The 26,199-nt window shown below is 58.9% G+C and carries 24 protein-coding genes; 11 read left to right on the top strand and 13 right to left on the bottom strand.

Annotated features, from left to right (window positions below):
* Positions 1-10: 10 nt before the first annotated feature.
* The 4 genes from RHIBUN_RS0119345 to RHIBUN_RS34810 form a co-directional block, all read right to left on the bottom strand.
* Positions 11-3,214, bottom strand: a complete 3,204-nt coding sequence (locus tag RHIBUN_RS0119345; RefSeq protein ID WP_084659743.1) for an adenylate/guanylate cyclase domain-containing protein — start codon at positions 3,212-3,214, stop codon at positions 11-13.
* A gap of 86 nt (positions 3,215-3,300) precedes the next feature.
* Positions 3,301-5,397, bottom strand: coding sequence for a hypothetical protein (locus RHIBUN_RS0119340; protein WP_037217203.1), 2,097 nt, complete (start codon positions 5,395-5,397; stop codon positions 3,301-3,303).
* 30 nt (positions 5,398-5,427) lie between these two features.
* On the bottom strand, positions 5,428-5,949 hold the full coding sequence (locus tag RHIBUN_RS0119335) for a nuclear transport factor 2 family protein (protein WP_280949579.1): 522 nt from the start codon (positions 5,947-5,949) through the stop codon (positions 5,428-5,430).
* A gap of 308 nt (positions 5,950-6,257) precedes the next feature.
* Positions 6,258-7,268, bottom strand: coding sequence for a hypothetical protein (locus tag RHIBUN_RS34810; RefSeq protein WP_025660828.1), 1,011 nt, complete (start codon positions 7,266-7,268; stop codon positions 6,258-6,260).
* A gap of 719 nt (positions 7,269-7,987) precedes the next feature.
* On the opposite strand from RHIBUN_RS34810, the gene RHIBUN_RS0119325 reads away from it, so the two are divergent.
* From RHIBUN_RS0119325 to RHIBUN_RS0119305, 5 genes are all read left to right on the top strand, one after another.
* The gene (locus RHIBUN_RS0119325) at positions 7,988-8,998 is read left to right on the top strand and encodes a Gfo/Idh/MocA family oxidoreductase (protein WP_025660827.1); all 1,011 of its coding nucleotides are present in this window, start codon (positions 7,988-7,990) and stop codon (positions 8,996-8,998) included.
* Between the two features lie 10 nt (positions 8,999-9,008).
* A complete protein-coding gene (locus RHIBUN_RS0119320) occupies positions 9,009-10,106 on the top strand; it encodes a Gfo/Idh/MocA family oxidoreductase (RefSeq protein ID WP_025660826.1) in 1,098 nt (365 codons plus the stop codon).
* Positions 10,107-10,109: 3 nt separating this feature from the next.
* Positions 10,110-10,523, top strand: coding sequence for a VOC family protein (locus RHIBUN_RS0119315; RefSeq protein WP_025660825.1), 414 nt, complete (start codon positions 10,110-10,112; stop codon positions 10,521-10,523).
* Positions 10,524-10,633: 110 nt separating this feature from the next.
* Positions 10,634-10,888 carry a DUF2934 domain-containing protein gene (locus tag RHIBUN_RS0119310; RefSeq protein ID WP_025660824.1) on the top strand — a complete coding sequence of 85 codons (255 nt, stop codon included), beginning with the start codon at positions 10,634-10,636 and terminating at the stop codon, positions 10,886-10,888.
* A 290-nt stretch (positions 10,889-11,178) separates the two neighbouring features.
* Positions 11,179-12,003: a hypothetical protein gene (locus RHIBUN_RS0119305; RefSeq protein ID WP_025660823.1), complete on the top strand. Its 825-nt coding sequence runs from the start codon at positions 11,179-11,181 to the stop codon at positions 12,001-12,003.
* A 612-nt stretch (positions 12,004-12,615) separates the two neighbouring features.
* Here the strand turns inward: RHIBUN_RS0119305 and RHIBUN_RS38020 are convergent.
* Both RHIBUN_RS38020 and RHIBUN_RS0119285 read right to left on the bottom strand, forming a co-directional pair.
* Positions 12,616-12,996, bottom strand: coding sequence for a hypothetical protein (locus RHIBUN_RS38020; protein ID WP_348625986.1), 381 nt, complete (start codon positions 12,994-12,996; stop codon positions 12,616-12,618).
* Between the two features lie 328 nt (positions 12,997-13,324).
* The gene (locus RHIBUN_RS0119285) at positions 13,325-14,689 is read right to left on the bottom strand and encodes a M24 family metallopeptidase (RefSeq protein WP_025660821.1); all 1,365 of its coding nucleotides are present in this window, start codon (positions 14,687-14,689) and stop codon (positions 13,325-13,327) included.
* A 152-nt stretch (positions 14,690-14,841) separates the two neighbouring features.
* Here RHIBUN_RS0119285 and RHIBUN_RS0119280 point away from each other — a divergent pair, with 152 nt between their 5' ends.
* Entirely contained in the window at positions 14,842-15,843 is a 1,002-nt protein-coding gene (locus RHIBUN_RS0119280; protein WP_025660820.1) for a LacI family DNA-binding transcriptional regulator, read from the top strand.
* A gap of 37 nt (positions 15,844-15,880) precedes the next feature.
* Here RHIBUN_RS0119280 and RHIBUN_RS0119275 read toward each other — a convergent pair whose 3' ends face one another.
* Genes RHIBUN_RS0119275 through RHIBUN_RS0119255 form a run of 5 tightly spaced genes read right to left on the bottom strand, consistent with a single transcriptional unit; the run spans position 15,881 to position 19,697 of the window.
* On the bottom strand, positions 15,881-16,672 hold the full coding sequence (locus RHIBUN_RS0119275) for a transporter substrate-binding domain-containing protein (protein WP_025660819.1): 792 nt from the start codon (positions 16,670-16,672) through the stop codon (positions 15,881-15,883).
* A gap of 20 nt (positions 16,673-16,692) precedes the next feature.
* Positions 16,693-17,610, bottom strand: a complete 918-nt coding sequence (locus RHIBUN_RS0119270) for a N(4)-(beta-N-acetylglucosaminyl)-L-asparaginase (RefSeq protein WP_025660818.1) — start codon at positions 17,608-17,610, stop codon at positions 16,693-16,695.
* Positions 17,611-17,618: 8 nt separating this feature from the next.
* Complete coding sequence (locus RHIBUN_RS0119265) at positions 17,619-18,353, bottom strand: amino acid ABC transporter ATP-binding protein (RefSeq protein WP_025660817.1); 735 nt, start codon at positions 18,351-18,353, stop codon at positions 17,619-17,621.
* A 1-nt stretch (position 18,354) separates the two neighbouring features.
* Positions 18,355-19,026, bottom strand: a complete 672-nt coding sequence (locus RHIBUN_RS0119260) for an amino acid ABC transporter permease (protein WP_025660816.1) — start codon at positions 19,024-19,026, stop codon at positions 18,355-18,357.
* The gene (locus tag RHIBUN_RS0119255) at positions 19,026-19,697 is read right to left on the bottom strand and encodes an amino acid ABC transporter permease (protein ID WP_018856166.1); all 672 of its coding nucleotides are present in this window, start codon (positions 19,695-19,697) and stop codon (positions 19,026-19,028) included. Before RHIBUN_RS0119255 ends, RHIBUN_RS0119260 begins: the two co-directional genes overlap by 1 nt.
* A 214-nt stretch (positions 19,698-19,911) precedes the next feature.
* On the opposite strand from RHIBUN_RS0119255, the gene RHIBUN_RS0119250 reads away from it, so the two are divergent.
* Positions 19,912-20,448 (top strand): hypothetical protein, encoded by a 537-nt coding sequence (locus tag RHIBUN_RS0119250; RefSeq protein ID WP_025660815.1) that lies wholly within the window; start codon positions 19,912-19,914, stop codon positions 20,446-20,448.
* A 32-nt stretch (positions 20,449-20,480) separates the two neighbouring features.
* Here RHIBUN_RS0119250 and RHIBUN_RS0119245 read toward each other — a convergent pair whose 3' ends face one another.
* Positions 20,481-21,923 carry an FAD/NAD(P)-binding protein gene (locus RHIBUN_RS0119245; RefSeq protein ID WP_245271693.1) on the bottom strand — a complete coding sequence of 481 codons (1,443 nt, stop codon included), beginning with the start codon at positions 21,921-21,923 and terminating at the stop codon, positions 20,481-20,483.
* Here RHIBUN_RS0119245 and RHIBUN_RS36890 point away from each other — a divergent pair.
* From RHIBUN_RS36890 to RHIBUN_RS0119225, 4 genes are all read left to right on the top strand, one after another.
* A complete protein-coding gene (locus tag RHIBUN_RS36890; RefSeq protein WP_025660813.1) occupies positions 21,816-22,196 on the top strand; it encodes a hypothetical protein in 381 nt (126 codons plus the stop codon). The two genes, RHIBUN_RS0119245 and RHIBUN_RS36890, sit on opposite strands and share 108 nt — an antisense overlap.
* On the top strand, positions 22,193-23,026 hold the full coding sequence (locus tag RHIBUN_RS0119235; RefSeq protein WP_025660812.1) for a MetQ/NlpA family lipoprotein: 834 nt from the start codon (positions 22,193-22,195) through the stop codon (positions 23,024-23,026). Before RHIBUN_RS36890 ends, RHIBUN_RS0119235 begins: the two co-directional genes overlap by 4 nt.
* 93 nt (positions 23,027-23,119) lie before the next feature.
* The gene (locus RHIBUN_RS0119230) at positions 23,120-24,202 is read left to right on the top strand and encodes a methionine ABC transporter ATP-binding protein (protein WP_025660811.1); all 1,083 of its coding nucleotides are present in this window, start codon (positions 23,120-23,122) and stop codon (positions 24,200-24,202) included.
* A complete protein-coding gene (locus RHIBUN_RS0119225; protein ID WP_025660810.1) occupies positions 24,183-24,836 on the top strand; it encodes a methionine ABC transporter permease in 654 nt (217 codons plus the stop codon). Before RHIBUN_RS0119230 ends, RHIBUN_RS0119225 begins: the two co-directional genes overlap by 20 nt.
* Here the strand turns inward: RHIBUN_RS0119225 and RHIBUN_RS0119220 are convergent, their stop codons facing one another.
* Positions 24,837-26,192, bottom strand: a complete 1,356-nt coding sequence (locus RHIBUN_RS0119220) for an LLM class flavin-dependent oxidoreductase (RefSeq protein WP_025660809.1) — start codon at positions 26,190-26,192, stop codon at positions 24,837-24,839.
* Between the last annotated feature and the right edge of the window lie 7 nt (positions 26,193-26,199).

The raw sequence follows: 26,199 nt of genomic DNA, 5'->3' as shown, positions 1-26,199 counted from the left end.
AGGGCACCGTCTACCCCTCCGTCAGTGTTTGAAGGGTCTGAATTGCTTTCCGTTCCCAGGTTGTGGCACCTTGCTGACGAGCAAAGGCCAGCGCTGCACGAATGTAATGCGCCGCGCCACTTTCCCGGCCGGAACGAAGTTCAACTTTCCCTCGCAGCCTAAGAAGCTCGGCAGTAAAGTAGTTTTCCCCTGTCTGTTTAACGAGCGCCAAGGCTTCATCCAGAGTGGCGGCGGCCCGTGTAAAATCACCCGCTTGCAGATAGCTTTCGCCGAGCAATCCGAGGTAGCAGGACTTGTCGATTTCCTGATCCCCCAAATTCGAACAGGTTTGCTCCATCTTCGCAATGCCAAGAGGATCGTTTCCGCGCGCCATAATCCATCCCTGGAAGAAGGACGCGACGTTCGTCCACATGCGAAAGCCATTCGTCCTTGCAAGCGTGAACAACTCGTCAAGCTTGTGTTGGAGGGGTTGGAATTCGTCACGGAGCGCATAAAGGATACAGCAGTTGCCAAGGCACGCCGCCAGTTGATACGCGGAATGGCGGCGCGCGTCGGCTTCCGCTGCCGCGTAGAGTTCGATTGCTTTTGCCTCATGCCCGGTCAATTGCAATGTCCATGACAGGTAAAGCATTGCCATGCTCGGAAAATCGCTGCCGATCTCATCGGCCCGGTCCACGTGGCGAAGCGCCTGTTCAAGATAGTCGCGGGCCGGACCGAAATGTCCCTGCGAAAAAAAGCACATGCCCTTGAATTGCATCCCGAGGACAAGTGCCTTCAAGCTATTGCGGGTATTGCCGATTACCAGCAGTTCGTCGCCCGCCCATGTGGCGTCTGCGAAGCGGCCGGAGTTGAGGGCGGTGCCAAAGAGGCCATCGAGCGCGCGGATCGGCGCTTCCACATCACCGAGCTCCTCGCTAAGCCGAATGACATTGCGATAGGCGGCGCTGCCCTCGTCGGTGACATAGCCGAAGGTGGCGTATAGGACGTCGCCCCGTTCGAGTTCGAGTTCCAGCTCCATGCGATCGCGCTTTTCCGATGGAACGCATTTGGCAAGACAGGCGAGCCCATTGGCAAACATGTTTGCGGCTTCGACCTTGGCCCAAGTCCTACCGGTGTTGAGACCTGCGGCCAGCCACTTATCGGCCGCCTCCTCGAAAAGCCCGGCTTCAGCGAGGTGCTGCGCGAGGATCTCAGGGTGCTCGGCCGCGAGCTTTGGATTGATACTTTCAACAGTTCGGGCAACTTCGGCATGAAGCTCACGGCACCGCTCCTTGAGGAGACTTTCCCGTGCGGCCTCTTGCAAGAGCGCATGGGTGAATGCGAAGCGCGCTTCACTGGCCGTCGTCTGCCGCATCACCAGACCAGCTTCGACCAAACGCTGCAGCGTCGGTTCCACGATATCTTGCGACAGGCCACAAACCCGGGCAACAATCGGCAGGTCAAATTCGCGCCCGACAACAGCTGCAACTTGAGCGATCACCTTTCCGGGACCTATCTTGTCGAGGCGCGACAACAGCGATGACTGGATGGAGCTAGGAACGCCGACGGATAACTTATGTGAATGCTGGCCACCTTCCTCAATAAGAGGGCTGTTCTCCAGAACAGCTCGGGCTAATTCCTCGACATAGAGCGGGACTCCCTCGCTCTTTTCCAGCAGAAGTCCGGCCGTTTCATCCGCGATATCGCGCCCCGCCATGAGGCTACGCAAGAGCATGCGGGAGTCTTCGTCGGAGAGGCGACCCAGTGCGATTTTGCTGAGGACCGCCCCGGTTGCGGTTCGTCGTTGCGTTTCGCGGGAGGTAATCAGGATTAAAAGGGGAAATGGTCCCGCTTCGGCGAGCAGAGCCTCGAGCAGATCGCTCGATGAAGGGTCGATCCATTGCTCATCTTCGATCGACAGCAGAACCGGTCCGATTTGCGAGAGATAATGCAACCAGTCGATCAGGACCCTGTGGGATAGGCCGCGTTGTCGGGCGGAAGGGCGGCCGTCCGTCAGTTTGTGGCGGTCGATTGCCAGAAGTTCTGCAAATACAGGCAATGAATCGGATACGGGCACGGTGCTCAAGGCGACAACCGCTTCAAGCTTCGTCATGGCGATTTCCGGTGGGTCGCTGCCCTCAATGCCGGCGTATCGTTTGAGAAGGGTCAAAAAAGGGAAGAGGGCACTATTTGAATAAGTGCTGGAGCATTGAAGCGTCAGGTAGGTGCCCTGCGGAATCCGCCGTTGAACCTCAAATATCAGCCGCGATTTGCCGATACCAGGTTCGCCGACAATCATGGCTGCCTGAGCGCGCTTACCCGCGATGACCTCCTGCCACAGCTCCAGCAAACCCGCGATTTCTGCTTTGCGCCCGACAAGCTCGGTTAGCTCTCGTCTCTTCGCGAAGCGGTTCTCCAGGACTTTGGGCCTGTCGGCTCGCCAGACATGAACAGCACTCGGAAAACCCTTGAGGGTTTGGGACCCGAAATCGGTGAACTCGAAGGCGCCGGCGGCGGCATCGTAGGTCCGCTGGTCGGTCATGATGGTTTGGGGCTCTGCGATGGTCTGAAGGCGTTGAGCCAAATTGGGAATCGATCCCAGAGCAACCGTCGAAACGCCTGCCGGGGCACCGACAAAGTCTCCGACAACGACAAGCCCACTCGCGATACCGATGCGGACACGCAATGGCGGCCCACCGGCCACCTTTACCTCGGGGACCAGTTGGAGAATTTCAAAGGCCAACTCAAGAGCACGTTCGGCGTCATCTTCTTCCGCAATCGGATACCCGAACAATGCCTGAAAAGCGTCGCCGACATAGTTAGCGGCAATTCCGTTGTGGTTTCGCACCGCGGCAGTGCATTCAGCCAGGTAGGCCTTCGTCAGTCTGGTGAAGTCCTCGGGATCGAGACGAGTTGCATAGCCGGTGGAGTCGACCAGATCGCAAAACAGTATCGTGAGTTGTCGCCGCTCCGCCGAGGTCGCGAAGGCTTTGGCTGCATCGTCGGCATTTAGCAACTTTATGGCGGCAGCAATTTTCTTGCGCGGACCGACGGGGATCTCCATCTCGCGCAAATCGTCCTCCGACAGCATGCGGAGGCTGTCGCCATCGATCTGCGATTGCGCGAATATGCCAGCGAGGTGTTCAAGCCCCAACCCCTCCAGCCATTTCCTCACGTCTTCCATCGGAACTCCCAGCAAACCGGTGATGAACTCGCTCGCTCCCTGGGTATTCATGCGTTCCAAGGATAGCACTTCTCCGTGCGTCCAAGAAGCTGTTGGATTTTCGCCTCAGAGCTTACATACGCTCGTCCCACCGGGTTTCAGTTGCATGCCACATCAGCGAAAATCAGTTGCCCCCGATCTCCATAGCGGACGCCACTTTGATCGAAACAGAATCGTTTGGGAAGAATACGCGCGAGGTACCGACGGTTGCACATGGCCGGCAGATCGGCGCGAAATTCGCGCGGCGTAGTGGCCGGTGCAGGGGCGGTGAATTTCAGGTGGCCGAAGTATGATAGGTCGCCAATGAACATCGCGCGGCCAGAGGCGACCCCATTGCCGGCCGATGTTTCGTCCGTGCCACTCTTAGCTTCGTCGAGTGTTGGAAAATCGCTTTCCAAGGGTGCCTGTCTGAATCGCGGAATTTGAGTCGCCCTAATCGCAATGTTGAACCGGACATCATCGCGCTGGGAAACGTGCCCGTAGTCATTGAGGTAGTGCCATCTCAGTCGAAGAATTCGGTCCGCGCCGACTGCTCCGGTTGGGACCGGGAGTACCGCCGACGATAGGCCGGTCGGCTGGGAGCCGTCTCCACCTGATTGCACGCCGGGTGCGGGACAGGCTGTGAAGAGCGGGCGATATCGACATTCTTCGCCTCCCGCCTCCCAAATGCAGTTGCTCAATTGCCGCCAGTCGTCTTCGCTGATCTGGCCGTTCTCCACGGCGACGTTACTGCCCTCGTGTGGGACCATCCACGGATGGATCTTGCCTTCCCCTGACCGTCGGGCCCATTCCGTTCGATGGGCATCGATTTCTCTGAGCTTCAGCAACTCCGCCCGAACACTGACGACCTGTGTCCAAGTCGGATTCGTGACCTCCGGGAGTCGCCCGGCGGCATCTGCCGCAATGCGCTGCCCGGTAATTTGCGTCGTGAGCGTATGACACTTGGTGCAATTTCCAGAAGGGTCCTCGACCGTTCTCGCTCGAACAATGTCGGTTGCGTAAACGGCGGTGTAAGCGGAACCTACGACCCGAAATGGTAGGCTTTCGTCCCGCTTCATCTTCGGGACGTAGTCCCCAAGGCTGAAAGCGAGGGCTCTCTCGCTTGCCGCCCCCCCCGGGTATCCGATGCGGGCCTGGCCGATGTGCGGGCTAACCACATACGGACCCTTGTTGTCATGACATGCAGAACATTGGATCTGAAATGTAGGGTCGTACATTTTGGTGGCGGCAGCGCGCCCTCCGGCGTCCGCATAGGATCGACCGCCTGGAGGGACGATGGGTGTAGTCCAGTCGAAGCGTTGCTGATCCTTGTCGCCATCAAAAAAAACGATTTCTCCACTTTCTCGATTGAAACCAATGATACCAAGTCGAGCGAATGTAGGGTTGTCTTTCTCCCAGTATGATTCCGGTTCGATTTCAAGGTGAGGGGTAGATTTCCGGCAGAGCGAGACCCACTCAACCGTGCCTGCCACGGTACGGATTATGCGTGAATTCATTCCGCAGTAGGTCACGTTTCCCGCCAGCGAGGGCTTATCGCATTTAGCGATCTGGGTGGTCCACTTGACGATTCTGCCCTTGGGGTCGCGATGCTCGAATTGCAGAGGGCTGCCGGCAACATTTGGATTCGGTTTCAGGTCGACGATATTGCCGTCAATTTCCAGCGGTATGACCTTCGCAGCTGCGTTGCCGCAATCTACGTCCGGGATCGGGCCAAAAACGGAGCGTGCCTCGTCGCCAAATCGCGTGATGATGTCGGGGCTTGCTGAAGCGGGTTTCCACTGAAAATCGCCGTTCCAGCGCCTTACGGCTTCGGCGAAGAAAGTAGCCTCGGCGTTGTCATCCGGGGCGCGCACCGGACCGATTTCAATTTGGTCGTTGGCCGCGGCTAGACGGAATTTCCTGCAGATCAGGTAGGCTTTCAGGTCATTTACGCATTGCCGAGATGGTGGACCATCAGAAAGCGCTTTTGCGAACGGCGCCGCTGGCCGTGCCGGGACCGTACAAACGGACCACGGGGCGCAAAGATTGAGATCTCGCCATTTTGCGTCATCGGCAAGATGTACGCCGTGTCCTAAGCTGAAACCAGGATGATCAAATCGGCTCGAATCAACTGCAACATGCGCATACGAGTAAGAGCCCGATAGCAGCACCGCCACCGAGAACGCGCCGAGCAATCCAAAAGCGATAGACCGCACTGCCTCCTCCGGGTTCGAGGACCAACAGCTTCAACGGGCGCTCAACGTAACTCTCGGTGAATCCGGCAAGAGAACGATCATCGCGAATTTCCAAGCGCCCCCGACTCGCTTGAACGTGGTTACCATTGTCGCGGTGTAATCGAGCACCGGTGTCTCGATCGCTGTGAATTGAATCGTAACCACGACTGTCGACTTGCCCTGGACCGTATCTTGGTCGACGGCGTTTAGTAGGGTGTTGCTTTCAATGTGCCGCCTTTTGCTGATCGTTCCCATCTCGGCATTTACTGTATCGAGGTAATCAAGAAGCTCGGTCTTGTTGGTTTTTCTTTGCAACTGTTTGCGGCCTGTGCACAACTCAAACGTGACATCGTCCAGCAGCATGGCTTCCACGCCCTGAGTACTTGCGTCATCAAGCGCCCAGTTGTAGCGATGCAAAAGATCCATAATCTCCTGTCGATCAGATGGCGGGGGGTTCACAACAGTCCTCAGATATTCTCGATTAAGTTCGTAGGTGCATGAGGGAAGAGCTTGCGCTAGCGCCGCGCTCGCCATGACGAGCGAAATTCCCACCCCAAGCGCGAAAGATGGCCATCGAATTGCGGACCTTTTCCGTACGAATGCCATGGAATGCCCCCTTGATATGAATCAATTTGCTTAACGATTTTCAATCGAATGTTAAGTGGATAGCCGGTTCCCGGCTCAACGCACCGGGCGAAATCCGGTCGGTCGCCGGCGCCGTCGTCCGGGTTCGTAGATTAAATATTAGAATATACTAAATAACTAGCTATGACAACCAAGACACTACGGATTGCTGCAGGAGAAGCAATTTCTGCGCGAACAGGCTGCGCGCAATTCATCGTTCAGCTGATGGCCTGTGGAAGGATGTTACGCCGGATGAACACTCCTTGAAAAACATCCGGGTAGGCGTGGTGGTACTTATCGCTTTCCTCGATCATGGCAGCGGCGATCTCCGCCGCGAAACCGGGAACAAGCTGCGCGCTTCTCGTGGCATCGACCAATATATCGCGCATGTCATCGCTGACCTGCCGCAGCGTTTCAGGTCCCGGGGCGTTACCACCGGCCTTGACTGGCAGCATGGCAGAAAGCGCTTCGAAGAAAGCCCCAGTATATATCCTGGAAAATGAGTGCGCGTTGTTCCAGATCGTGTCCGCCAGGCCAACCTTGCTGACCGTTGAGGGGTCGACGTAGAAATGGTTATTCCACGCGTTCCGCAGGCAATCCTCGTCCGCGTCTGCGGGCTTTACCAAACGCAGGGCGGAGCCGAACTGTTGCGCAACTCGCGAGAGGCTCGAACTACTCCAAAAACTCCTGCCCGAGGTTTCCGCGAGTACGAAGGAACAGAACGTTGGAAGCTGCATTGCACACAGGATCGCGCTCATGTCACCGAAAGCTTCGCCGAAGGCTTCGACTTCCAACCCCTCGGCGTCGAACAGATCTGAGCGGATTGCATCTAGAATGGCGTGACCGAGTTCGTGGCAAAGCAGATCAGGACTTTCGCCGGAATAGATGACGAGAGTTGGGTGCGCGACAGTTGAACCGTGGTAGAAGCTCAAAGTCGTTCCATCATACTCGGAATTTAGGCCCTCACTCCGATCCAAAAATACGTCTATTACCTGGCCGCCGCGCCATGTGACAGGCGCCTGGCTGCTGGCCGCCCAGAAGTCCGCAGCCCGTCGTAGTGTTGCAGCGGCGTTCCAGTAACGGAACTCCACCGCCTGCGGAGGGTTGTTGCCGAGCGATGGAATTAGGCGAAATGCTAATGGCGTTTTTGTTATGTCTGGTGCTGGCACGACCGTGATTCTGGCCGCCAACGCAGGATCCTTCTCCCAGACGGTTACTGTGGCAGGCATCGATGATCCTCCCAGAATTGTTGATCAAGACATCATCGTTGCGCAGTGGTTGCGACCGCGAAGGGATGGTAAAACAACCCCCTAGTGTCAAAAGCCGCGTGCGTCCGCGAGATCACGATTGAGGATGGAAATGGGGCAAGCACGGATTTTGCACCCCACACCATTTTAGTTCGATGATACCACCGGATTTTCCATTTGTGCAGGCGCGCGCCTACAATTTCTAGCGCTCAGGGCGCCGGTTCAACCCTTAACATGTTCGCCGACGTGAGGTCGCGATTGCGGTTTCGCCCGGCTGAGTATCAGGCTTCTGCGCGGGGTCACCCTTTTCCTTCCCCTCCCAAGCGTCAAGCAGCGTTGACCGGTTTCGCCTGTTGATCCGGGCAAGAGGCAACCTACTGTCTTGAATTTTAGGTGCGTGACAGCCCGCTCGGTTTACGCGCGATCAACGAACAACCTGTGCCCGCAGCGAACAAAGCTCGCGGGATAACCACAAGCACAGACAGCAGCGCGCCGACATGCCTTAGCTCACCTCAATCAATTAAATAACTATTTAGATACAAAAAATCTCATGTATTTTCCTATTGTTAGCGTGATTTCTCCGAAATTCCACTGCCTTTCCAAGCTTGACAGCCTCTGAGTTTCGCTGTCTGCTTCGACCAGAGGAGACCGCGCAGGGCTCAAGACTGCACGCTAAGAATTTCCAGGAGGACATTGCTGTTATGTTGAGATTTGCCGTCGTCGGGATCGATCATGGGCACACGTTTGATCATGTGAAGGGCCTGCTTGCGGCCGGTGCCGAGTTCGTTGGGTACTGCCCGCAGACCTCAGTGCCAGCGCTCTTGGAAAACTTCAAGAAGACCTATCCGGATACGCCGCAGATCGATCGCGATAAGATCTTCGCTGATCCTTCGATCGACGTGATCTGCATCGCCGCAATCCCGCGCGACCGCGCCGGATTGGCCGTCCGTGCGATGAAAGCCGGCAAGGATGTCATGACCGACAAGCCAGGCGTGACGACTTTTGCCCAACTCGAGGAAGTCAAGCGCACCGTCGCCGACACCGGTCGCATCTTTTCGATCTGCTTTTCCGAGCGCCATTGCGTGCGGTCCGCTGTCAAGGCGGGCAAGCTCGTCAAGGAGGGGGCGATCGGCACGGTGATCCAGACGCTCGGCATGGGGCCGCACAGGCTGCAGTTGCCCACACGCCCCGCCTGGTTCTTCGATCCGGAGCAGTTCGGCGGCATCATCGTGGATATTGCTTCGCATCAGGTCGACCAGTTTCTCTTCTATACGGGCTCGACCAGCGGCGAGGTTGTCGCAAGCTCGGTCGGAAACTTCGGCATGTCCGACAAGCCAGCCTTTCAGGACTTCGGCGAGGTACTGCTTCGCTCCGAGAAAGCCTCAGGCTATGTGCGTGTCGACTGGTTCACCCCAGAGGCGCTGCCGACCTGGGGTGATGGTCGCCTGACCATCCTTGGCACCGAAGGCTACATCGAACTGCGCAAATACATCGATATCGCCGGACGGCCCGGCAAGGACCACCTCTTCCTCGTCAACGGCACGGAGATGACCCACATCGATTGCAGCGGCGAAAAGCTCGACTATTTCGATGCCTTCGCCGCCGACGTGCGCGACCGTACGGAGACGGCGATGTCCCAGGCTCATGTTTACGAAGTCTGCCGCCTTTCGCTGGAAGCACAATCAAGGGCAGCGCGCCTGGGTCATCGTTGAGGAATCCGCCATGTCCAAGAAGTTTCGTGTCGGCGTCATCGGAGCGGGGATCGCCTCGCGCCACCTGACAGGCTTTGCCTGGAACAACGATCTGTTTGAGGTTGCGGTCCTTTGTTCGCTGGACGAGGAACGCGGCCAAGCGCTTTGCGAGGAGTTTGGCATTCCCGAATATACCCAGGATGCCGAGACGATGATCGCTCGTGCGGATCTTGACGTCATCGATATCTGCACCCCGCCAAGTTCGCATTTCGAGCTCTGCCGCAAGGCAATCGAGGCGGGAAAACATGTCATCTGCGAGAAGCCACTTTTCGGCTCTATCGCCGAAGTGGACGAGATGGCTAGGATCGTAGCGCGCGCCGAAGGTCCGCAACTGATGCCGATATTTCAGTACCGGTATGGCTCGGGACTTCAGAAGCTGAAAATGCTGATCGATCTAGGCTTGACCGGGACGCCGTTCCTCACCACGATCGAAACACATTGGTGGCGCGGCCCCGACTATTATGCCGTCCCGTGGCGCGGAAAATGGGTGACCGAGCTGGGCGGCGGCCTGCTTGGTCATGCGATCCATGCGCATGACATGCTGAACTATGTTCACGGCGCCTGCGCCGAAATCTTTTCCTACGGGGCGACACTCGTAAACCCGATCCAGGTCGAGGATACGGCAGCCCTTTCGGTAAAGATGAAGAACGGCTCGCTGGCGACGCTGTCGATGACACTGGGCTCACGGAAAGAAATCTCGCGTCTGCGGTTCTGCTTTTCGGATCTCGTCGCGGAAAGTATTCTCGAGCCCTACACGATGGGCCGGGACCCGTGGAGCTTCGTTGCCGGGACCGGGGAGCATCAGCAGCGTGTCGATGAGGCGCTGGCCGGTTATGTGGTCAAGGAAGACGGCTATACCAGACAGTTCGAACTGTTCCACCATGCGCTGACATCGGGAGGCGAGCCGCCGGTGACGTTGGAGGATGCTCGCAACTCACTGGAGCTCGTCACGGCGGCCTATCATTCGCAGCGCACCGGCAAGCCGACACCGCTGCCGATCCTTTCCGATCATCCGCTCTACCATTCCTGGTTGCCGGAAGAAGAGCGGCGTCTGGCGGCCGGGGCCTGATCCATGATCAAGAGCTTCGAGCATGTCGGCATGGTCACCGGCGACATGGACAGGTCACTGGCCTTTTACCGCGACCTCCTGGGTCTGCGCCTTCATTTACGAAAGACGATGGCCAACGGCACTGAAGTGGCATTCCTGGATAGTGGCAATGGCATGCTTGAGATTTTTGCGCCGCCCGGCGGCGCGGGGCCTGCCTCTGATCTTCCAGCCGCAACATCGGGCGTGCTGCACATTACCTTCCTTGTCGATAACGTCGATGAAAGCTTCGCGAAGCTGGAGGCTGCCGGAGTGGCAATCAAGGAGCGACCGCGTCCCGCCGTCAATTCGGAGGTGCTCGACCGGGTGGCATTCCTTCGCGACCCCGATGGTATCATCGTCGAGCTCGCCGAACGCCGTGATGAACGGAAGCTCGACTGATCGCAAACGAGAAGGCCCCGAAGCGTATTTTTTGCACTGCGGTAACGACTCCGTAATGCTCGTTTGTCAGCCTGAAGGCAACAATACGTTCCTTCACGGCTGGGCTTGTTATGTCACGCAGCAAAGACGACTGGATCAATCAGCGCGCTTACGCACTCTGGGAAGCCGAAGGACGGCCGGAGGGGCGCGGTGGCGAACATTGGCAGCAGGCGGCACGCGAGTATCAGCAGCTCGAGCTGACCCGGGCCTCGGTCGACGGCAGTGACCTCATCGAGCGGCTGCGGACGATGCGCCGCTTGATGCACCCGAACGACGTTGAAATCGGCGTCGGTGTCCGCGGTGAGGAGCAAAAGGCATCTGCCTGAGTAACACCCACCTTATCGCAGAACCTGGAAGAATGCGTGTGCTGCCGGGCTTCTCGCTGTGTATGTCGCTTCAAGAAAGGCTCGGCCGGCGAGTCGTGATGGTGGTATTCGGCCGGTAGGCCCCTAGCAGTGCGTTCCAAGTCAGAATACGAGGCCAATTTGCTTCGTCAGTTGCCGTGATCCGCATATGATGCTTCACAGGTGTTCTGGCCTTGACTTGTCGTGACCGCGAATGGCACGGTAGCGACACCTGAATTTGATCAGCGGGTTACATTTTCATCGAGCACCCATTGCGGATCATATCACTCTCCAGCATTCCCCCTCGGTTCGCCAAGCTCGCTCCGACCCTAAAGAGTCTCGTTGATCAGATCGGCCCGATCAACGAAATACGGCTCTACATTCCAAAGCGATATCGGCGGTTCCCAGATTATGATGGGTCACTTCCTGCCGTTCCGGACGGGATTACGATTGTGCGTCCCGACGATGACATGGGACCGGCGTCCAAGGTGCTTTTTGCTACCCGTGAATTTCGCGGGAAGGCCGCACAGATCCTATTTTGCGACGACGATAAGGTCTTCGAGCCCGACTGGGCCTCGCGACTATTCTTGGTGCAGAAAGAGCGGCCGAACGAGTGTGTCGCGCTGATCGGTAAAGATGTTCCGAAAGCCTTTGCAACCTCGACCCCGTTTTTGCCTAGGGCAGTGCGCAAGCGAAAGCTAACCTTGGCGCTTCGCGCCCGCAGGCTTCACTACAAGGTCGCCACGAAGGTTTTCGGGGCCGAGGTGCGCCGGCCGATGCCGACCCTCATAGAAAGGGGCGGGTATGCCGATATTTTCCAAGGCCTCGGCGGTGTTGTCGTCCGGCCCGAGTTCTTCAGCGATATAGCCTACGACATTCCAAACGTTCTTTGGACGGTCGACGATTACTGGCTATCCGGCATGCTCGCGGTCAAGGGGATCCCGATTTATCTTCCGGCCGGGCTCGCCGAGCCATTTTCGACCGGCGCCCATGAGGTTTCTTCGCTCTACAGGGCAACGATTGAGGGTGCAAATCGCGCCGAAGCCAACCGTCGATGCATTGAGTATATGCAGGAGCGTTTCGGTATCTGGCGGTGATGCCTGTGGAGAGAGCCACCCAAGCGCCTTCTGCCATTCAGGAGCCAGCGTCTCGATCTCGATCGGCTTGTCATCTTCTCAATGCCAGAAATGCCACTCTCGCCGACGATCATTGCCGTCCAAGCTTAAGTCGAGAATATTGGTTCGGGCATCGGTCATGGTTCTCTCCTTTGCAGGATGACAGCAGACGGGCGCGGAATCTTCTGCTCGCACATGGGCGAGTTAGCGGCTAAGGTCGCGCATGGAAAAGCTCCTGATCGCGATTTCTCTCGTATGCATTGCCATCGGCATAGGGGAGCTGATTTTCTCTGTGCCTCTTTTCTTCGGGGGCCTGGAGAGAACTGAGTGGATCGCTGCGTCAAAGTTCGCCAGCAGTGCTGACTAGAGTTGATTTTCCGGAATGCCAATCTATGATTGTGAAGCCGGCAATTGAGGGCAGACTTATGCGATACGCATTGCTAAAAGGGTCTGACATATGCATGGTTTCCGACTCTCTCGCAAAAGCAGAGAGGGAGCGCGCATTTTTCGTGTCCCGCTATGGTCAAACCGTCGAAATTGTTGCGATCGAGGACGGCGATGGGGCCAGCGCTCGGCTGCAGCGACAATTGGCTATCAGGAACCCACGTGATGAAACATAGTCTGGGCGAGGCGTACGCTCGCCCGGGGAGCGCAAACCGGAGAAAATCGCCTAGAACTCCGAACGCTCATTACCTCGGAAGGGCTGGGGCCGGCTCCAAGATCGACGCGACCGAGGCCAGAGGCTTTTGGGTAATTTCGTATTTGAGCAAGCCATACCGCGCAGGAGAGGGCGGGCGACAATCCTACCGCAGTCTCACCGACGTTGGGTGGCAAAACGCCCCATTTCCCCGACCAGTTCAGATAATAGGCTGGCAGGAACAGTAACCTTGCGCCTCGTTGCTTGATCAGTTGGGCAGCGCGCTCGCTCTTGTGAAAGCCGACATTGTCGAGGACGACGACATCGCCCTTCGACAATGTCGGAATGAGCTGTGTTTCGATCCAGGCTTCGAAGATCAGCAGGAGCGGTCAAGCCGTGGCACCGCAGTCCGGCAATGAAGGTCTGGATCTCCATTTGCCCAATGGCGCATGGGTTCTTTGGCGCACCATCCGGTGCGCTTGGTCAACTTGGTATTTGTTGACGTCTCATCAACCTGAGGAAGCTTCGTGACGATCTCTTCTGCCTTGTGTCATTTCGCTGCCATTTCATTGTCCTTCTGAGGCTCAAAAGCCATACTTCAAGAAGGACCACTTTTCAGGGGGCAGACCACGCAACTTATTCCCGATCGATCGCCACCAGCCTCCCTTATTCCCGTACGAGGACGTTGCCCGACCGCAGCCAGAATGGCGGCAGATAGAGCGGCGTCGAAGAGAACGGCAGAATATTGTCGGAGAGTGTAACGCCGAGCTGATCTTCCATGAAAGTGCGTCGTGCGGCAATGCGGGCATGCATGTCAGGGTAGCGCTGGCGTATCTCTTCGCGCAGCCCAACGTCCGCGAAGGCCACCATGTCTTCGCAATTGAGAGCCCAACCGGCAGGCATCGGCACCGGTATCACGTCGACCTGGAACGGCATGCCGGATCGCAAGCGCTCCGTCGAGCCGGGGCGTACGGGTGAATGAAGCCACTCCTCGTGACTTCCAAGGTGACCGGGATTCAGCGCTGAGTTGAGACCCGCGGATTTGAGCTTTTCGGTGACCGCGGAGAACAGATCACCGCCGGTCACGCCGATATCTGCGGTCTCATACCATGTGATCAAGGCTTCGAAATAGGCCTTCGAGGGCTTCAGGAATGCCTCGTCATGGTCGGTGAGCAGGCCGGCGCGCGAAGACAACGCCCCCCAGTAACCGAGTGCTGTCGTTACGCCATCTCCCTTCTTCAGGCGGCGGGCCGTCGGACTTCGCAAACCAATGATGTTCTCGCCGGCACTGACGGAAGCAAACATCGTGTGGACGTTTACAGGGTCTCCCTCGTAGCCGAGGCGGCCAAGAGCCTCGAATTCCGTATCTCCCTCCCTTGCGCCGGAAACGACCCTGAAGAGCGCGTCCGAGCACCGCACGGCGGCCCATTCGAAGTTCGCGAGCTGATCGACATCGATGATCGCGCGATGACCGGTTTCCGGGTGCATGAGCACAGGCGTCGCATCGACCAGTCGCGCCGAATGACCGATCGCCCGGCGCAGCACATTCACGATGAAATGGGGAACGAAGAAACTCTGCCCATATTCTTCGTCCTCCTCGGCCGCGAGATATTTCCAGCCGACCAGTCCAATGGAATCTCCGCTCTTGATCCCTGCCTCGCGCAGTCGATCGCTGAGCCGCGGGTTTTGACTTCGGTCCTGTCCGAGGAGGCTGAAGGTTTGCGCGCGCAATACGTCGACACCTGGAAGACCGGCAATTGCCGTATAGCTCTCGGATTCGTTTCCGGTGATGATGATCCGACGCTCACCAGGACCGAGGAGTAGCAGGGCCTCCTCGAAACGGGGCTCGAAGCCGGAAAGGTGCATGATGTTTCCGAAATGCTCGCGATCAGCATAAACGACCAGCCAATCGGTGCCAGCGGCCTGAAGGGCTGCGTCCGCGCGCGCGGCGTAGGTCGTCGACGGGATTTTCGGCTGCGCTCCAAGTGGTCCGAAATTTGGCAATGCAACAGGTGCTAGACTAATCGACATCAAGTTCCTCCAAGCGAAAATCAAAGCCAGTCAAAGATAAAGGCGCAAAAACGTGTACAGCCGCGGCCTGGCCGCCAAGCAACAAAAGATTAGCATAGCCGAAGCACGCAACGTTGCGATATCACCGCTTCAAAGGTGGAAAGCTCTCGATCATGAATCACGACAATAGCCGCGACGCTCCTCCCACGATTGCCGATGTCGCGCGCTTGGCGGGTGTCTCGCGCGCCGTCGCGAGCCGGGCGCTGTCGAACGAGCCGCGACCGGTTTCGTCCGAGAAGCGCGAGCGCGTAATTACCGCCGCCGCAAGCCTTGGCTACAAGCCGAACCTCCTGGCACAGAGCCTGACCACCAAAACCGTCAACCTGGTCGCCGTGGTGGTCAACCACATCCACGATCTGTCGGATCTCGACCTGTTCGACCGGCTCATTGATCAGGTCCAGTCGATTGGCAAGCAGGTCATCTTGATCCGGATCGGCTCGGTTGCGCGCGTGGACGAGTTCCTGCGCAACGGCGTCGCCTACCATGTCGACGCAGCGCTGGTCTTCTCCGACTTTGCAGACGCCCCGACTGTCCGTCGCTTGTTCCGTTCCGACAGCGTTATCATGCTGAACGGTCTGCACGACGAGTTCTCCCCCGCAATCATCCCGGACGAAGATGCTGGCATTGCGGAAGCTGTGGCCGACGCTGCGTCGAAGATGGTGCGCACAGCCGGGCTCGTCACCGGCCGCGCCTCCTCTCCCGTGGAGCAGGCACGCATTCGCTCTTACCACGAGGCGTTTTCGCGCTACGGCATCAATCTTACCCGGACGGTCCAGGGCGACTATTCCTATGAGAGCGGGCATGCCGCGGCCAACGCATTGGCCGGCGCCGATTGTCCTGATGCGGTCTTCTGCACATCCGATGCCATGGCGATGGGCATCCTTGACGTCTGTCGGACCGATTTTCCTGCTGGTCGGCCATCGCGGTTCCGGCTCTACGGTTTCGACAATCTGTCGCTGACCGATTTCGACGCCTATCCGATCTCGTCCATTGGCTACGACAAGCTGCTCTATGTTCGCCATATCGTTGAATCCGTTGCCAACCCCGGCAATTTCACGCCGGGTCAACCGCCGATCACGGTGCCCACACGTTTTGTGCCTCGCCTCACCGCTTGACGAAAACGGGCTGCCAGGAGGCAGCCCGCAGTTCAAGTTACCACAGGGGGTTCAGGGCAGGGGGATTGGATTCCGGACCCCACCACTTCTTGTAGTTCGCCGCATAAGCACCCGACTGGATGTAATCGGAAACGAACATGTCGAGCCAGCGCACGAATTCCGGGTCACCCTTGGCAACGGCAATGCCGATCGGATCGTTGGAATAGAGGCCCGGCAGCGTCACCAGCGACGGATTCTTGGTAGCCAGATAGTCGAGCAGCGATGAATCTTCGATGGCCGCATCGACGCGCTTCTGCTGCAGCTGCAGAACGCCATCCGGAGCAAACTGATCGACGTAGACGAGTTGGGCATCAGGAACGGCGGTCTTCAGGAAGCTCTCGCCCGTCGTGCCGCGTCCGACCACAACCTTCTTGCCGGCCAGGTCCTTCAACTCCTTGATATCTGCATCCTTCTGAACGATGATGCGCAAGCCAGCGCGATTGTAGGGAATAGTGAAGTTCACCGTCTTGGCGCGCTCGAGCGTTGCCGAGGTGTTGGCAACGGCGACGTCGATCTGGCCCGAAACGAGCATCGAGATCCGGGCGTCACCCGAGACGTCGACGAATTCGACGGGTACGCCGAGCTTCTGGGCGAGCAGCGTCGCAACGTCGACATCGTAACCAACAGGATTGTTCTGCGCGTCACGGAAGCCGATCGGCTCGCCGCCGAGCGATACGCCGATCCGAACGGTGCCGCGCGAGCGGATGTCATCGATCATTCCCGCAAAGGACGGAAATGCCGAGCCGGCCGCGATGGCGAGGGCGGCAAGGGTAGTCAGAATACGCTTCATGGTTTCATTCCCTCTTTTGATTATGCCAGTTTCGCTGCCCGAAGTTCCGGTTCGGGCATCGATTCCTCCCAGAGCCAGTAGCGAATTTCGCCCTCGCATCTGAAATTCACGACCTCATGGTTTCCCTTGGCGTCGACTGCATGGATCACGACGCCGGCGAGAAATCCGGTGGAGAGTTCATCGAGCTCATCGACGGCGAGCTTCACCGCGTCGGAGAGCGAATAGCCAAGCTTCATTGCAAGAACAACGGTGCGCGCTGTCGATGAGCGCATCGTCATCTCACCCGTGTGGGTGCAGGCAGCCGCGCCATAGCGACTGTCGGCATAAAAGCCGGCGCCGGGGATCGGACTATCGCCAAGGCGGCCTGGATATTTCCACGCCCAGCCGGAGGTGGACGTTGCGGCGTGAATGCCGCGCGCTGAATCAGCCGACAGGAAGACGGTCGTATCGCGCACACGCTCCGGATCAGTGATGGCGCGGCTCAACGGCACGAGCGGTATATTGGGAAACTTCGCCAGATCCTCCGGCGAAAGTTCCTTTTCCAATCGTTCCCACCAGACCCGCCTGCTGTCCTCGAACAACACGTCGTCCTCGGCGAAACCGATTTCAGTTGCAAAGCGCCGAGCGCCGTCGCCGGTCAGCATGACGTGCGGAAGGCGTTTCATCACCTCATAGGCAAGACGCGCCACCGGCAGCGTATTCGGCACGGCACCGACTGTCCCGACATCACGTGTGTTGCCGTCCATCACCGCAGCGTCCAGCTCCATGTTGCCGAGCATGTTGGGCCAGCCGCCGTAGCCGACGCTGCGGACCTTGACTTCGCTCTCCACCTTGCTGATCCCGGCGACCATTGCATCAAGGCTGATTGCACCGTCCCGCAGCATCTCCACGGAGGTCGGGAAACCCGGCCAGGCTTCTTTATTGGCCAAAAGCAGCATCTGAACCTCTAATCTTTGCGCATCTTGGAAAGGAACTGGGCGACGCGCGGCTGTGCCATGCCGCCGTCGGCGGCGAAAAACTCTTTGGTCGGCAGGTCGACAAGCAGGCGGCCCTTGTCGAGGAACACGATACGATCCGAAATCTGCCTGGCGAACTCGACCTCGTGCGTCACGAACAGCATCGTCGTGCCTTGCTGGGCGAGCTTTGCAAGGATCGCCAGCACTTCTGCCGTCATCTCCGGATCAAGCGCGCTGGTCACTTCGTCGAGCAGCAGATAGCGCGGCTGCATGGCAAGCGCCCGGCATATTCCGACACGCTGGCGCTGACCGCCCGAAAGCTGCGCTGGATAGGCATCAGCCCGGCTCCCGAGACCAACCGACTCAAGCAGTGCGCGCGCCGTCGCCTCCGCCTCAGCGCGCGGTTTCTTCAACACCTCGATCGGCGCCAGCGTGATGTTGCCGAGCACCGTCATATGCGGATAGAGGTTGAAGAGCTGGAAGACCGTACCTGACCGCTTGCGGGCCTCCGCCAGTTCCCGGGGTTTGCCGACATCGAATTCATCGACCGTGATCTGGCCGCCGTTCAGCTTTTCCAGGCCATTGATGCACCGGATCAGCGTCGACTTTCCCGAGCCGGAGGAGCCGAGGATCGAGACGACCTCGCCCGGCTCGATCGTCAGATCGATACCATCGAGCACGGTGGTCTGGCCGAAGGCCTTTTTTACGTTTTCAACTTTGATCATGTCAGAGCCCCCTCCAGGCGCTGTGGGCGCGAAGGCGATTTTCGAAGCGCGTCCCAAGCAAGGCAACCAGCTTGGCGGCGGCGTAATAGAGCAAGCCAACGGCCGTCCATACAACAAACGGCTTCAGCGTTCGCATGTTGAGGATGTTGCCGATCTTGGTAAGGTCGACCACGCCGATCACCGAGATCAGCGATGTGACCTGCAACTGGTTGACGAGAAGTGCAATCAGTGGCCCGACCGCGAAGGCGGCAGCCTGCGGGGCGAGCACATGTCGAAGGACCTGCCACCGTGTAAGGCCGAAGACTCTTGCCGCCTCGATCTGATCACGGCCGATGGACTCGATTGCCGAAACCGCGATGACATAGATGAAGGCGGCTGTATTTGCCGACAGCGTGATCGTCGCCGCGGTAACCGGCGTGACGCGGATATGGAATAGCCCTGGCAGACCGAAGAACACCAGAAACAGCTGCACCAGCACCGGCGAATTCTTCAGGAGTTCAGAAACGAAGGTGATCACTTCGCTGAGGACTGGCACACGGTAGTAGCGCACAATTGCCCAGGCAATGCCGATCACCAGTCCGATCAGCGAGGTCGCGAGAAAGAGCGCGATATTGACCCCGAGCCCTTGTGCGAGAAGAACCAGATCAAAGGCTGTAAAATCGGCAAAGCGCATCAGGCAACCGCCTCCATCATGTCACGGTTGAGACGGCGATGGAGGATCGCAATCGCGAGCGATACGAGATAGGTCAAGGCCGCATAGACGACGAGAAGCACAACATAGACTTCGAACGGCCGGTAGGTCTGAGACACCACGATCTGCGCCGAGCCGGTCAGTTCGTTGAGCGTGATCGTGGACAGGATCGACGAGGTGAGGATCATGTTGATCAGAACCGAGCCGAGCGGGCGCACGGATGTCCTGAGTGCGATCGGCAGGACAATGCGGGTGAAGATCACCCTGCGTGACAAGCCGCTCACCTCCGCTGCTTCGATGATGCCCTGATCGATCGCCAGGATGCCGGCGCGGATGATATCGGACGCGTATGCGCCGCCTGCGATCGACAGCGCAATCACGCCTGTTGTGAACGCATCGATGTAAAGACCGATCTCGGGCAGGCCGTAGTAGAAGAAAAACAGCTGCACGATGAATGGCACGTTGCGGAAGATATCGACGTAGACGAAGGCAATTCGCCGCAGCGCCGCTGACGAGGATGTGCGGGCGATCGCCACGAACGCGCCCATGATGACGCTGCCGACGAGCGCGAGAACACACGCTTCTGCTGTCAGCAGCGCGCCTTGTGCGAGAAAGCCAAGATGGGGCAAGAGAATCGACAGGTCGAGCCGCACGATCTCTCCATGAGCACGAGTGAAACCGGTTTCATCGTGTCTCGATGGCCGAACATTGTCAAGAACGCCCTGGAGATTTCCTGCTATATCCAGCGCGAACGGAGAGATTCGTCTCGTCCGGCGGATTTGCACCGTGCTTGAAGCAGCTGGGGCAGCACTGGCCTTTCCGACTTTTCAAGCGTCATTCAGATTTACCCACCGAACGAGCACCGCCATGAGCCATATTCCGCAGATCGACTACACCACAGCCTCTGAAGAGATTCGGGCCGCGCATGACGAGGAGATGAGGGTACGGGGGCGCATGACGAACATGAAGCGTACCTTGCTGCATTCGCCCGCCGCCCACCGCATCTATGCCGAATGGTTCACGCTGCGCGCAGAGCTTTCTGCAATCGCGGATCGACCGATCTGGATCTTCTCGCATTCCATTTCAAAGGCTGCGAACTCAAGGATCGCAATCACTTTCTTTCGACGGGCACTGATCAATGCAGGTTTCGAGCCGCAGGCCTTGGTACTCTCCGAGGAAGAGGCGCTGCTCGATGCCTTCGGCACGGCGATCGTTGCCAATTCCAACGCGGTTCCCGCCGAGATCTGGACGCAGCTGAAAGGGCGTTACGATGCCAAGACGCTGGTCGATCTCGTGGCCTTTGCCGGCATCATGCTCGCAACAGCGGTCTTCAACAATGTCGTGGAGGTTGACTTCGATCCAGAGCTCGAGCCCTTCGCCGAAACCGGCCGAACGGCGTCCTGACGAGTGCCGCATCCTGTCGAGGTCAGGCGAGCCTAAGCGTATTCGCCGGTTGCCGTCACCTTTGTGGCCAACTCACGGGCCACAAGGACGGCATGTTCTGTAATCTGTGGCAGTCCCATCAACTCCCCAAATGTCCCACGGGCCAAGGGGCCGGAAATCAGCAAGGTCGGATCAGGACGGCCATCGGCACCTATCGCCTCCGATCGTTCGGTACACGCAATGCCGAGGCCGGTCGGATCGAGCTGCAAGCGTGATTGATCGCGCAGGCGAGCGAGCCACGCCTGGCTTTCCAAAATGCTTCCATGCGCGGGACCGGTTGTGACAATGACGGCATCAAAGGTCTTCTGTAGTGGTGCGCCGTGTCGCCGTCTCAGTTCCACATGGATTGCCTCGCCGTCACGTTGCACCCGAGCGACGGAGGCCGCCAGTACCTCCATCCTTCCTTCGGCAATCGCTCGCTCCAGCACCTCTTCCACCTGCGGAGCGATGCGGAACCGGTGAGCGTCCCAATAAGGCCTGATATGGCGTACGATCCTGCAGCGTTCGGCAATCGGCAGGCTCTGCCAGATCGCGTGGCCGTGACCGCGAACCTGGTCGATCACGGCGTGCCACGTCAATCCCGCGGCTGTGGCTTCTGCAATGGTCCGCCGGATCCCCCGCAGCAGCGCCGTCGCGCTATGAGCCGGGGCGGTCTCGAACGCACCGAACGGCTCCTGTGGATACGGAGCATGCCCTCTCGATCTCAATCCGCGGCGCGAAATCGATGTGATCTGTCCGCGGTGGCCAGTACGCGTCAGCGAAGCGACGATGTCGGCTGCGGTCAAGCCGTTGCCGACGACCAGCACCCGGTCCGCCGGACGGACAACGTCAAGCGCGCCGGCAACGGTGGAGTTGGCGACAAAGCGGGGGTGTCCTTGAAGAACTCTGAGAGCACGAGGCGCTGACGGCGCGGGATGGCTGGTGGCGATCACCAGGAAATCGGCAACCGTTCGTCCGCCCTCGTCATCGAAGATCTCCCAGCGCCTGCCGTCCCGCCGTACCTCGACAACGGCCGCACGGCGATGATGCACGCTCCCGCTTTGCACCAGGGGAGCGAGCGCCGAAGCAATATAGGTGCCGAAGACATGGCGTCGGGGGAAGAGGTTGCCATCCGGCCGAGACGCGTCCGGATCGTCCGCGACAGCATGGTTGCGGGCTATCCATTCGAGGAAGTCCTCCGGCCGATCCGGCAACAGGCTCATGCGGGCGGCGGGAACGTTGATCCGATGCGTTGGATCGGTGGTATCGTAGGCGAGCCCTCTGCCAAGCTCTTCTCGTGGCTCGAAAACCACGATTGTTGGTGGCGGGCTGCATGTGGAGGATGCCAGATGGTACGCAACGCCCGCACCAGAGACGCCTCCGCCGATAATCGCCACGACGGGGCGACACGTCCTGCCACGGGTGTCCTGTCGAGATGTCACGCTGCCCTGCTTCACTTGATCGCGACCCAGATCGCCTTTCTTGTAAGGCGCGTTTTTGTCCTTCGCGCCCCGATGGTTCAATTTAAAGGCTCACAGCCAGGACAGCAACTTCAATATTCTATAAAATTAGTAGAATTTTTATCCCGCTATCCCGCCAAAGCATCGAAGAGTTTTTCCGTGCTGCAGCGCAATAGAGATGGGCTTGCTTGGTTTATCCTCGGCGATTTTGAAATTATCGGGCCGTTCGAGGCTTGCCTCATCAATTCAAGACGGGAAACACCACAATGAACAAGAAGACGTCCAAATCCAGCCTGACGCGTCGCGCAAGCCTTGCCGCGATCGCCGCCTCCACGATCGCTCTGATTGCATTTGCATCGCCTGTCGCTTCCTTCGCCGAAGACAAGTCGATCAAGGTTGGCATCATGAGTGGCGAGGACGAAGACGTCTGGCGCGTTGTGGCCGCCGAAGCCGCCAAGAAGGGCCTGACGATCGAAGCGATCGTCTTCAACGATTATACGCAGCCGAACGAGGCGCTGGAGCGCGGCGAAATCGACGCCAACGCCTTCCAGCACAAGCCCTATCTCGACAATCAGATAAAGCAGCATGGCTATCATATCGCCCCGGTCGGATATACCGGCGTCTGGCCGATCGGCCTTTATTCGAAGAAGCACAAGACCATCGCCGAGTTCGCCGAAGGTGCGGCGATCGGCGTGCCGAACGATCCGTCAAACGAAGGTCGTGCGCTCCGCGTTCTTCAAAACGAAGGCATCATCAAGCTCAAGGACGGCACAGGCATCCTCGCGACCGTTACCGACATCACCGAGAACCCGAAGAACCTCGAGATCAAGGAGCTTGATGCCGGTGTGGTCGGCCGCGCCATCGATGATCTGGATGCGGCAGTGGTGAACACCGACTGGGCCCTGAAGGCCGGGCTCTCGGCGGCCGACCGCATTGCGCAGGAACCTATCGCTGACAATCCGTACCGCAACTTCATCGCTGTCAAGCAGGGCAGCGAGAACGAAGACTGGGTGAAGACGCTGGTCTCGTCCTACCAGAACGATGCGGTCAAGGCGGAGTTCGACAAGGTTTATAAGGGAACCGGCCTTAGCGCCTACTGATCGACATTCGCGCCGAGGGGTTAGGCGCGTTGAACAAGGCGGCCCGGGCGTTCCTTGCCCGGGCCGCCTTGGGCGTTTCCGAAGGGAATGACTATGAATACAATCGTAACGGCCTCTGTAATCGAGGCGCCGCAAGCAACTGCTGAGGCGGTGGTCCGCCTGGTCGACGTACATCGGCATTTCGGCACCACCCCGGCCCTCGATGGCGTAGCGCTCACCGTCCACAAGGGAGAAATCCTGGGTGTAATCGGGCGCAGTGGAGCCGGCAAATCCACATTGATCCGCTGCCTCAACGGCCTGGAGCGTCCGGATCGCGGCTTAATCGAAATCGAGGGGCGCAGCATCGTTGGTCTCGACGAAAATGAGTTGCAGCCGCTTCGCCGCCGCGTCGGAATGATCTTCCAGCATTTCAACCTGCTGGCCTCCAGGACGGTCGAGGAGAATGTCGCTCTGCCGATGAAGATCGCCGGCGTGGCAAAGACGGAGCGCCTGAGGCGCGCACATGAATTGCTGGAGCTTGTCGGTCTCGCGGGTAAGGCGAAGGCTTATCCATCGTCCCTGTCCGGTGGCCAGAAGCAGCGGGTAGGCATTGCGCGCGCGCTTGCCGCACGCCCTGCCTTGCTCTTGTCCGACGAGGCGACATCGGCGCTCGATCCCGAGACCACACGGTCGATCCTGGCCCTTCTGAAGGACATCAACCGCAAGCTCGGCCTCACCATCATCCTCATCACGCATGAGATGGAAGTCGTCCGCAGCATTGCCGATCGCGTCGCCGTCATCGATGCCGGCCGGATCGTCGAAGAAGGACAGGTATGGTCGGTGTTCGCTGACCCAAAAGCGCCGATCACCCGGAGTCTGCTGTCCGGCAGCCGCCCGCAATTGCCGGAGCATATCGCCGCTCGCCTTTCGCCGACATCAGGGGAGGAAGCGATCCTAAGCATCGACATGGCGGGCCTCGCCGCACAGGGCGCGGTCTTTGCCGACCTGTCTGCGGCGCTGCCGCAATCTTTCCGGCTCGTCCACGGCGGTATCGACCATATCCAGAACCAGCCGGTGGCGCGGTTCTTCATTGCTGTCCCGATGCGCGACCCTGCGCTCAAGGACAAGGTTCTGCAGTTTCTGAAGGCTCGCTCTGCGCGGGTGGAGGTCCTTGGCTATGACACCGATCATGTTTGATCTTCTGCTTCGTTCCCTCTGGGAAACGATCCTGATGACGGGTGCATCCGGACTGATTTCGCTGGTCTTCGGCCTGCCGCTCGGTCTCGCGCTCGTTCTCACGAACAAAGGCGGCATGGCCGAGAACGCCTGGATAAACGGCATCCTTGGGGCCATCATCAACGGGTTCCGTTCTGTGCCGTTCATCATCCTGCTGGTGGCCCTGATCCCGGTGACGCGCCTGATCGTCGGCACTGCGCTTGGCACCTGGGCGGCCATCGTCCCGCTCGCCATTGCCGCAACGCCCTATTATGCACGGATCGCGGAAGTGTCGCTGCGCGAGGTCGATCGCGGACTGATTGATGCGGTGCGCGCCATGGGCGGCAATCGCTGGACGATCATTCGCGAAGTATTGGTACCGGAAGCTTTACCCGGCATCGTGGCCGGCTTCACGGTCACTTTGGTGACCCTGATTGGGGCCTCGGCAATGGCCGGTGCGATCGGCGCTGGAGGTCTCGGCGACCTTGCCATCCGCTATGGCTACCAGCGCTTCGAGACGACCGTCATGGTGGCAGTCGTTGCCGTCTTGATCGTGCTTGTCTGCGGCATTCAGTGGCTCGGCGATCGACTGGTCGAAAGGCTTGACCACAGGTAGTCAGCGGCGAAACGCAGCGGCAGGGTGCGAGGATGGCAGCCTGCCGCTGCCGCCAAACAGCTTCTGCCTGAGAGGTCCCTCGGTGTAGTCCGCCTTGAACAGCCCGCGCTCCTGCAGCACCGGAACGACGAGATCGACGAAGTCGCGCAGGCTTTCCGGCGCCACCGTGCGCGCCAGGTTGAAGCCGTCCACACCGCCATCGGAAACCCATGCCGCCAGGCGGTCCGCCACTTGCTCGGCCGAGCCGACAATCGGTTTTATACGGCTGCCGAGTACCATTTGATCAATGATCTGGCGCAGCGTCACCGGCTTTGGGGCTTCCCTGGTGATTGCGGCGAGCGCAGACTGATTGGCATTGGTGGACCTCTGCTCGATCGGATCGTCGAGGCCGTATTTCGAGAAATCAACGCCTGTCGAGGCCGAATAATGCGCCAGGGAAGCTTCGACACTCGCATGGCGGCGATAGTCTTCGAGCTTGTCGAATGCCTCCTTTTCGGTGCGACCAACGACAACCGTCACAAGGCCGAGAACGCGCAAGGCATCCGCCCCGCGCCCTGATGCCGCCGCCTTGTGCTTCAGGGCCGCCACGGTCGGCCTTGCCGCCTGCGGGGTCGGCGTCGCGATGAAGACGCATTCGGCGTGTCGGGCCGCGAAATCCTGCCCGCGCGTCGAAGCGCCTGCCTGGAAGAGCAGCGGCGTGCGCTGTGGCGAAGGCTGCGAGAGATGAATGCCCTCCATCTCGTAGTATTGGCCGTCGTGCTTGACGGCTCGGACTTTGGACGGGTCGGCGAAGACAGCTCGCGCCTTGTCACCAAGTACCGCATCGTCGTCCCAGCTGCCCTCCCAGAGCTTGTAGAGGATTTCGAGATATTCCTCGGCCGCGTCGTAGCGCGCGTCGTGTTCCGGCAGTTTGTCGAAACCCATCGCGCGCGCAGCACTGTCGAGATAGCCGGTGACGATGTTCCATCCGATGCGACCCTTTGTCAGGTGGTCGAGCGTCGACATGCGCCGCGCCAACAGGTACGGCGGCTCGTAGGTCGTGTTGACCGTTACCCCGAAGCCGAGATGCTTGGTGACATAGGCCATTGCCGAGATCGGCATCAGCGGGTCGTTGACCGGGATCTGCGCGCCAGCCTCGATGACGGGTGCCGGACTTCCCTTGTAGACATCGTAGACTCCAACGATATCCGCCAGGAATATCCCGTCCAGCTTGCCCCGCTCGGCTGTCTGGGCAAAGTCCACCCAGTAGTCGAGGTCGGTATAGTGAAGGGACGTATCGCGTGGATGCGTCCACATGCCGTGATTGATATGACCGACGCAGTTCATGTCGAACGCGTAGATCTGCATTTGCTCCATACAATCA

The organism is Rhizobium sp. IBUN, from assembly GCF_000510625.1.
In the GTDB taxonomy this organism is placed as follows: domain Bacteria; phylum Pseudomonadota; class Alphaproteobacteria; order Rhizobiales; family Rhizobiaceae; genus Rhizobium; species Rhizobium altiplani.
This window is presented reverse-complemented; position numbering and strand designations above follow the sequence as displayed.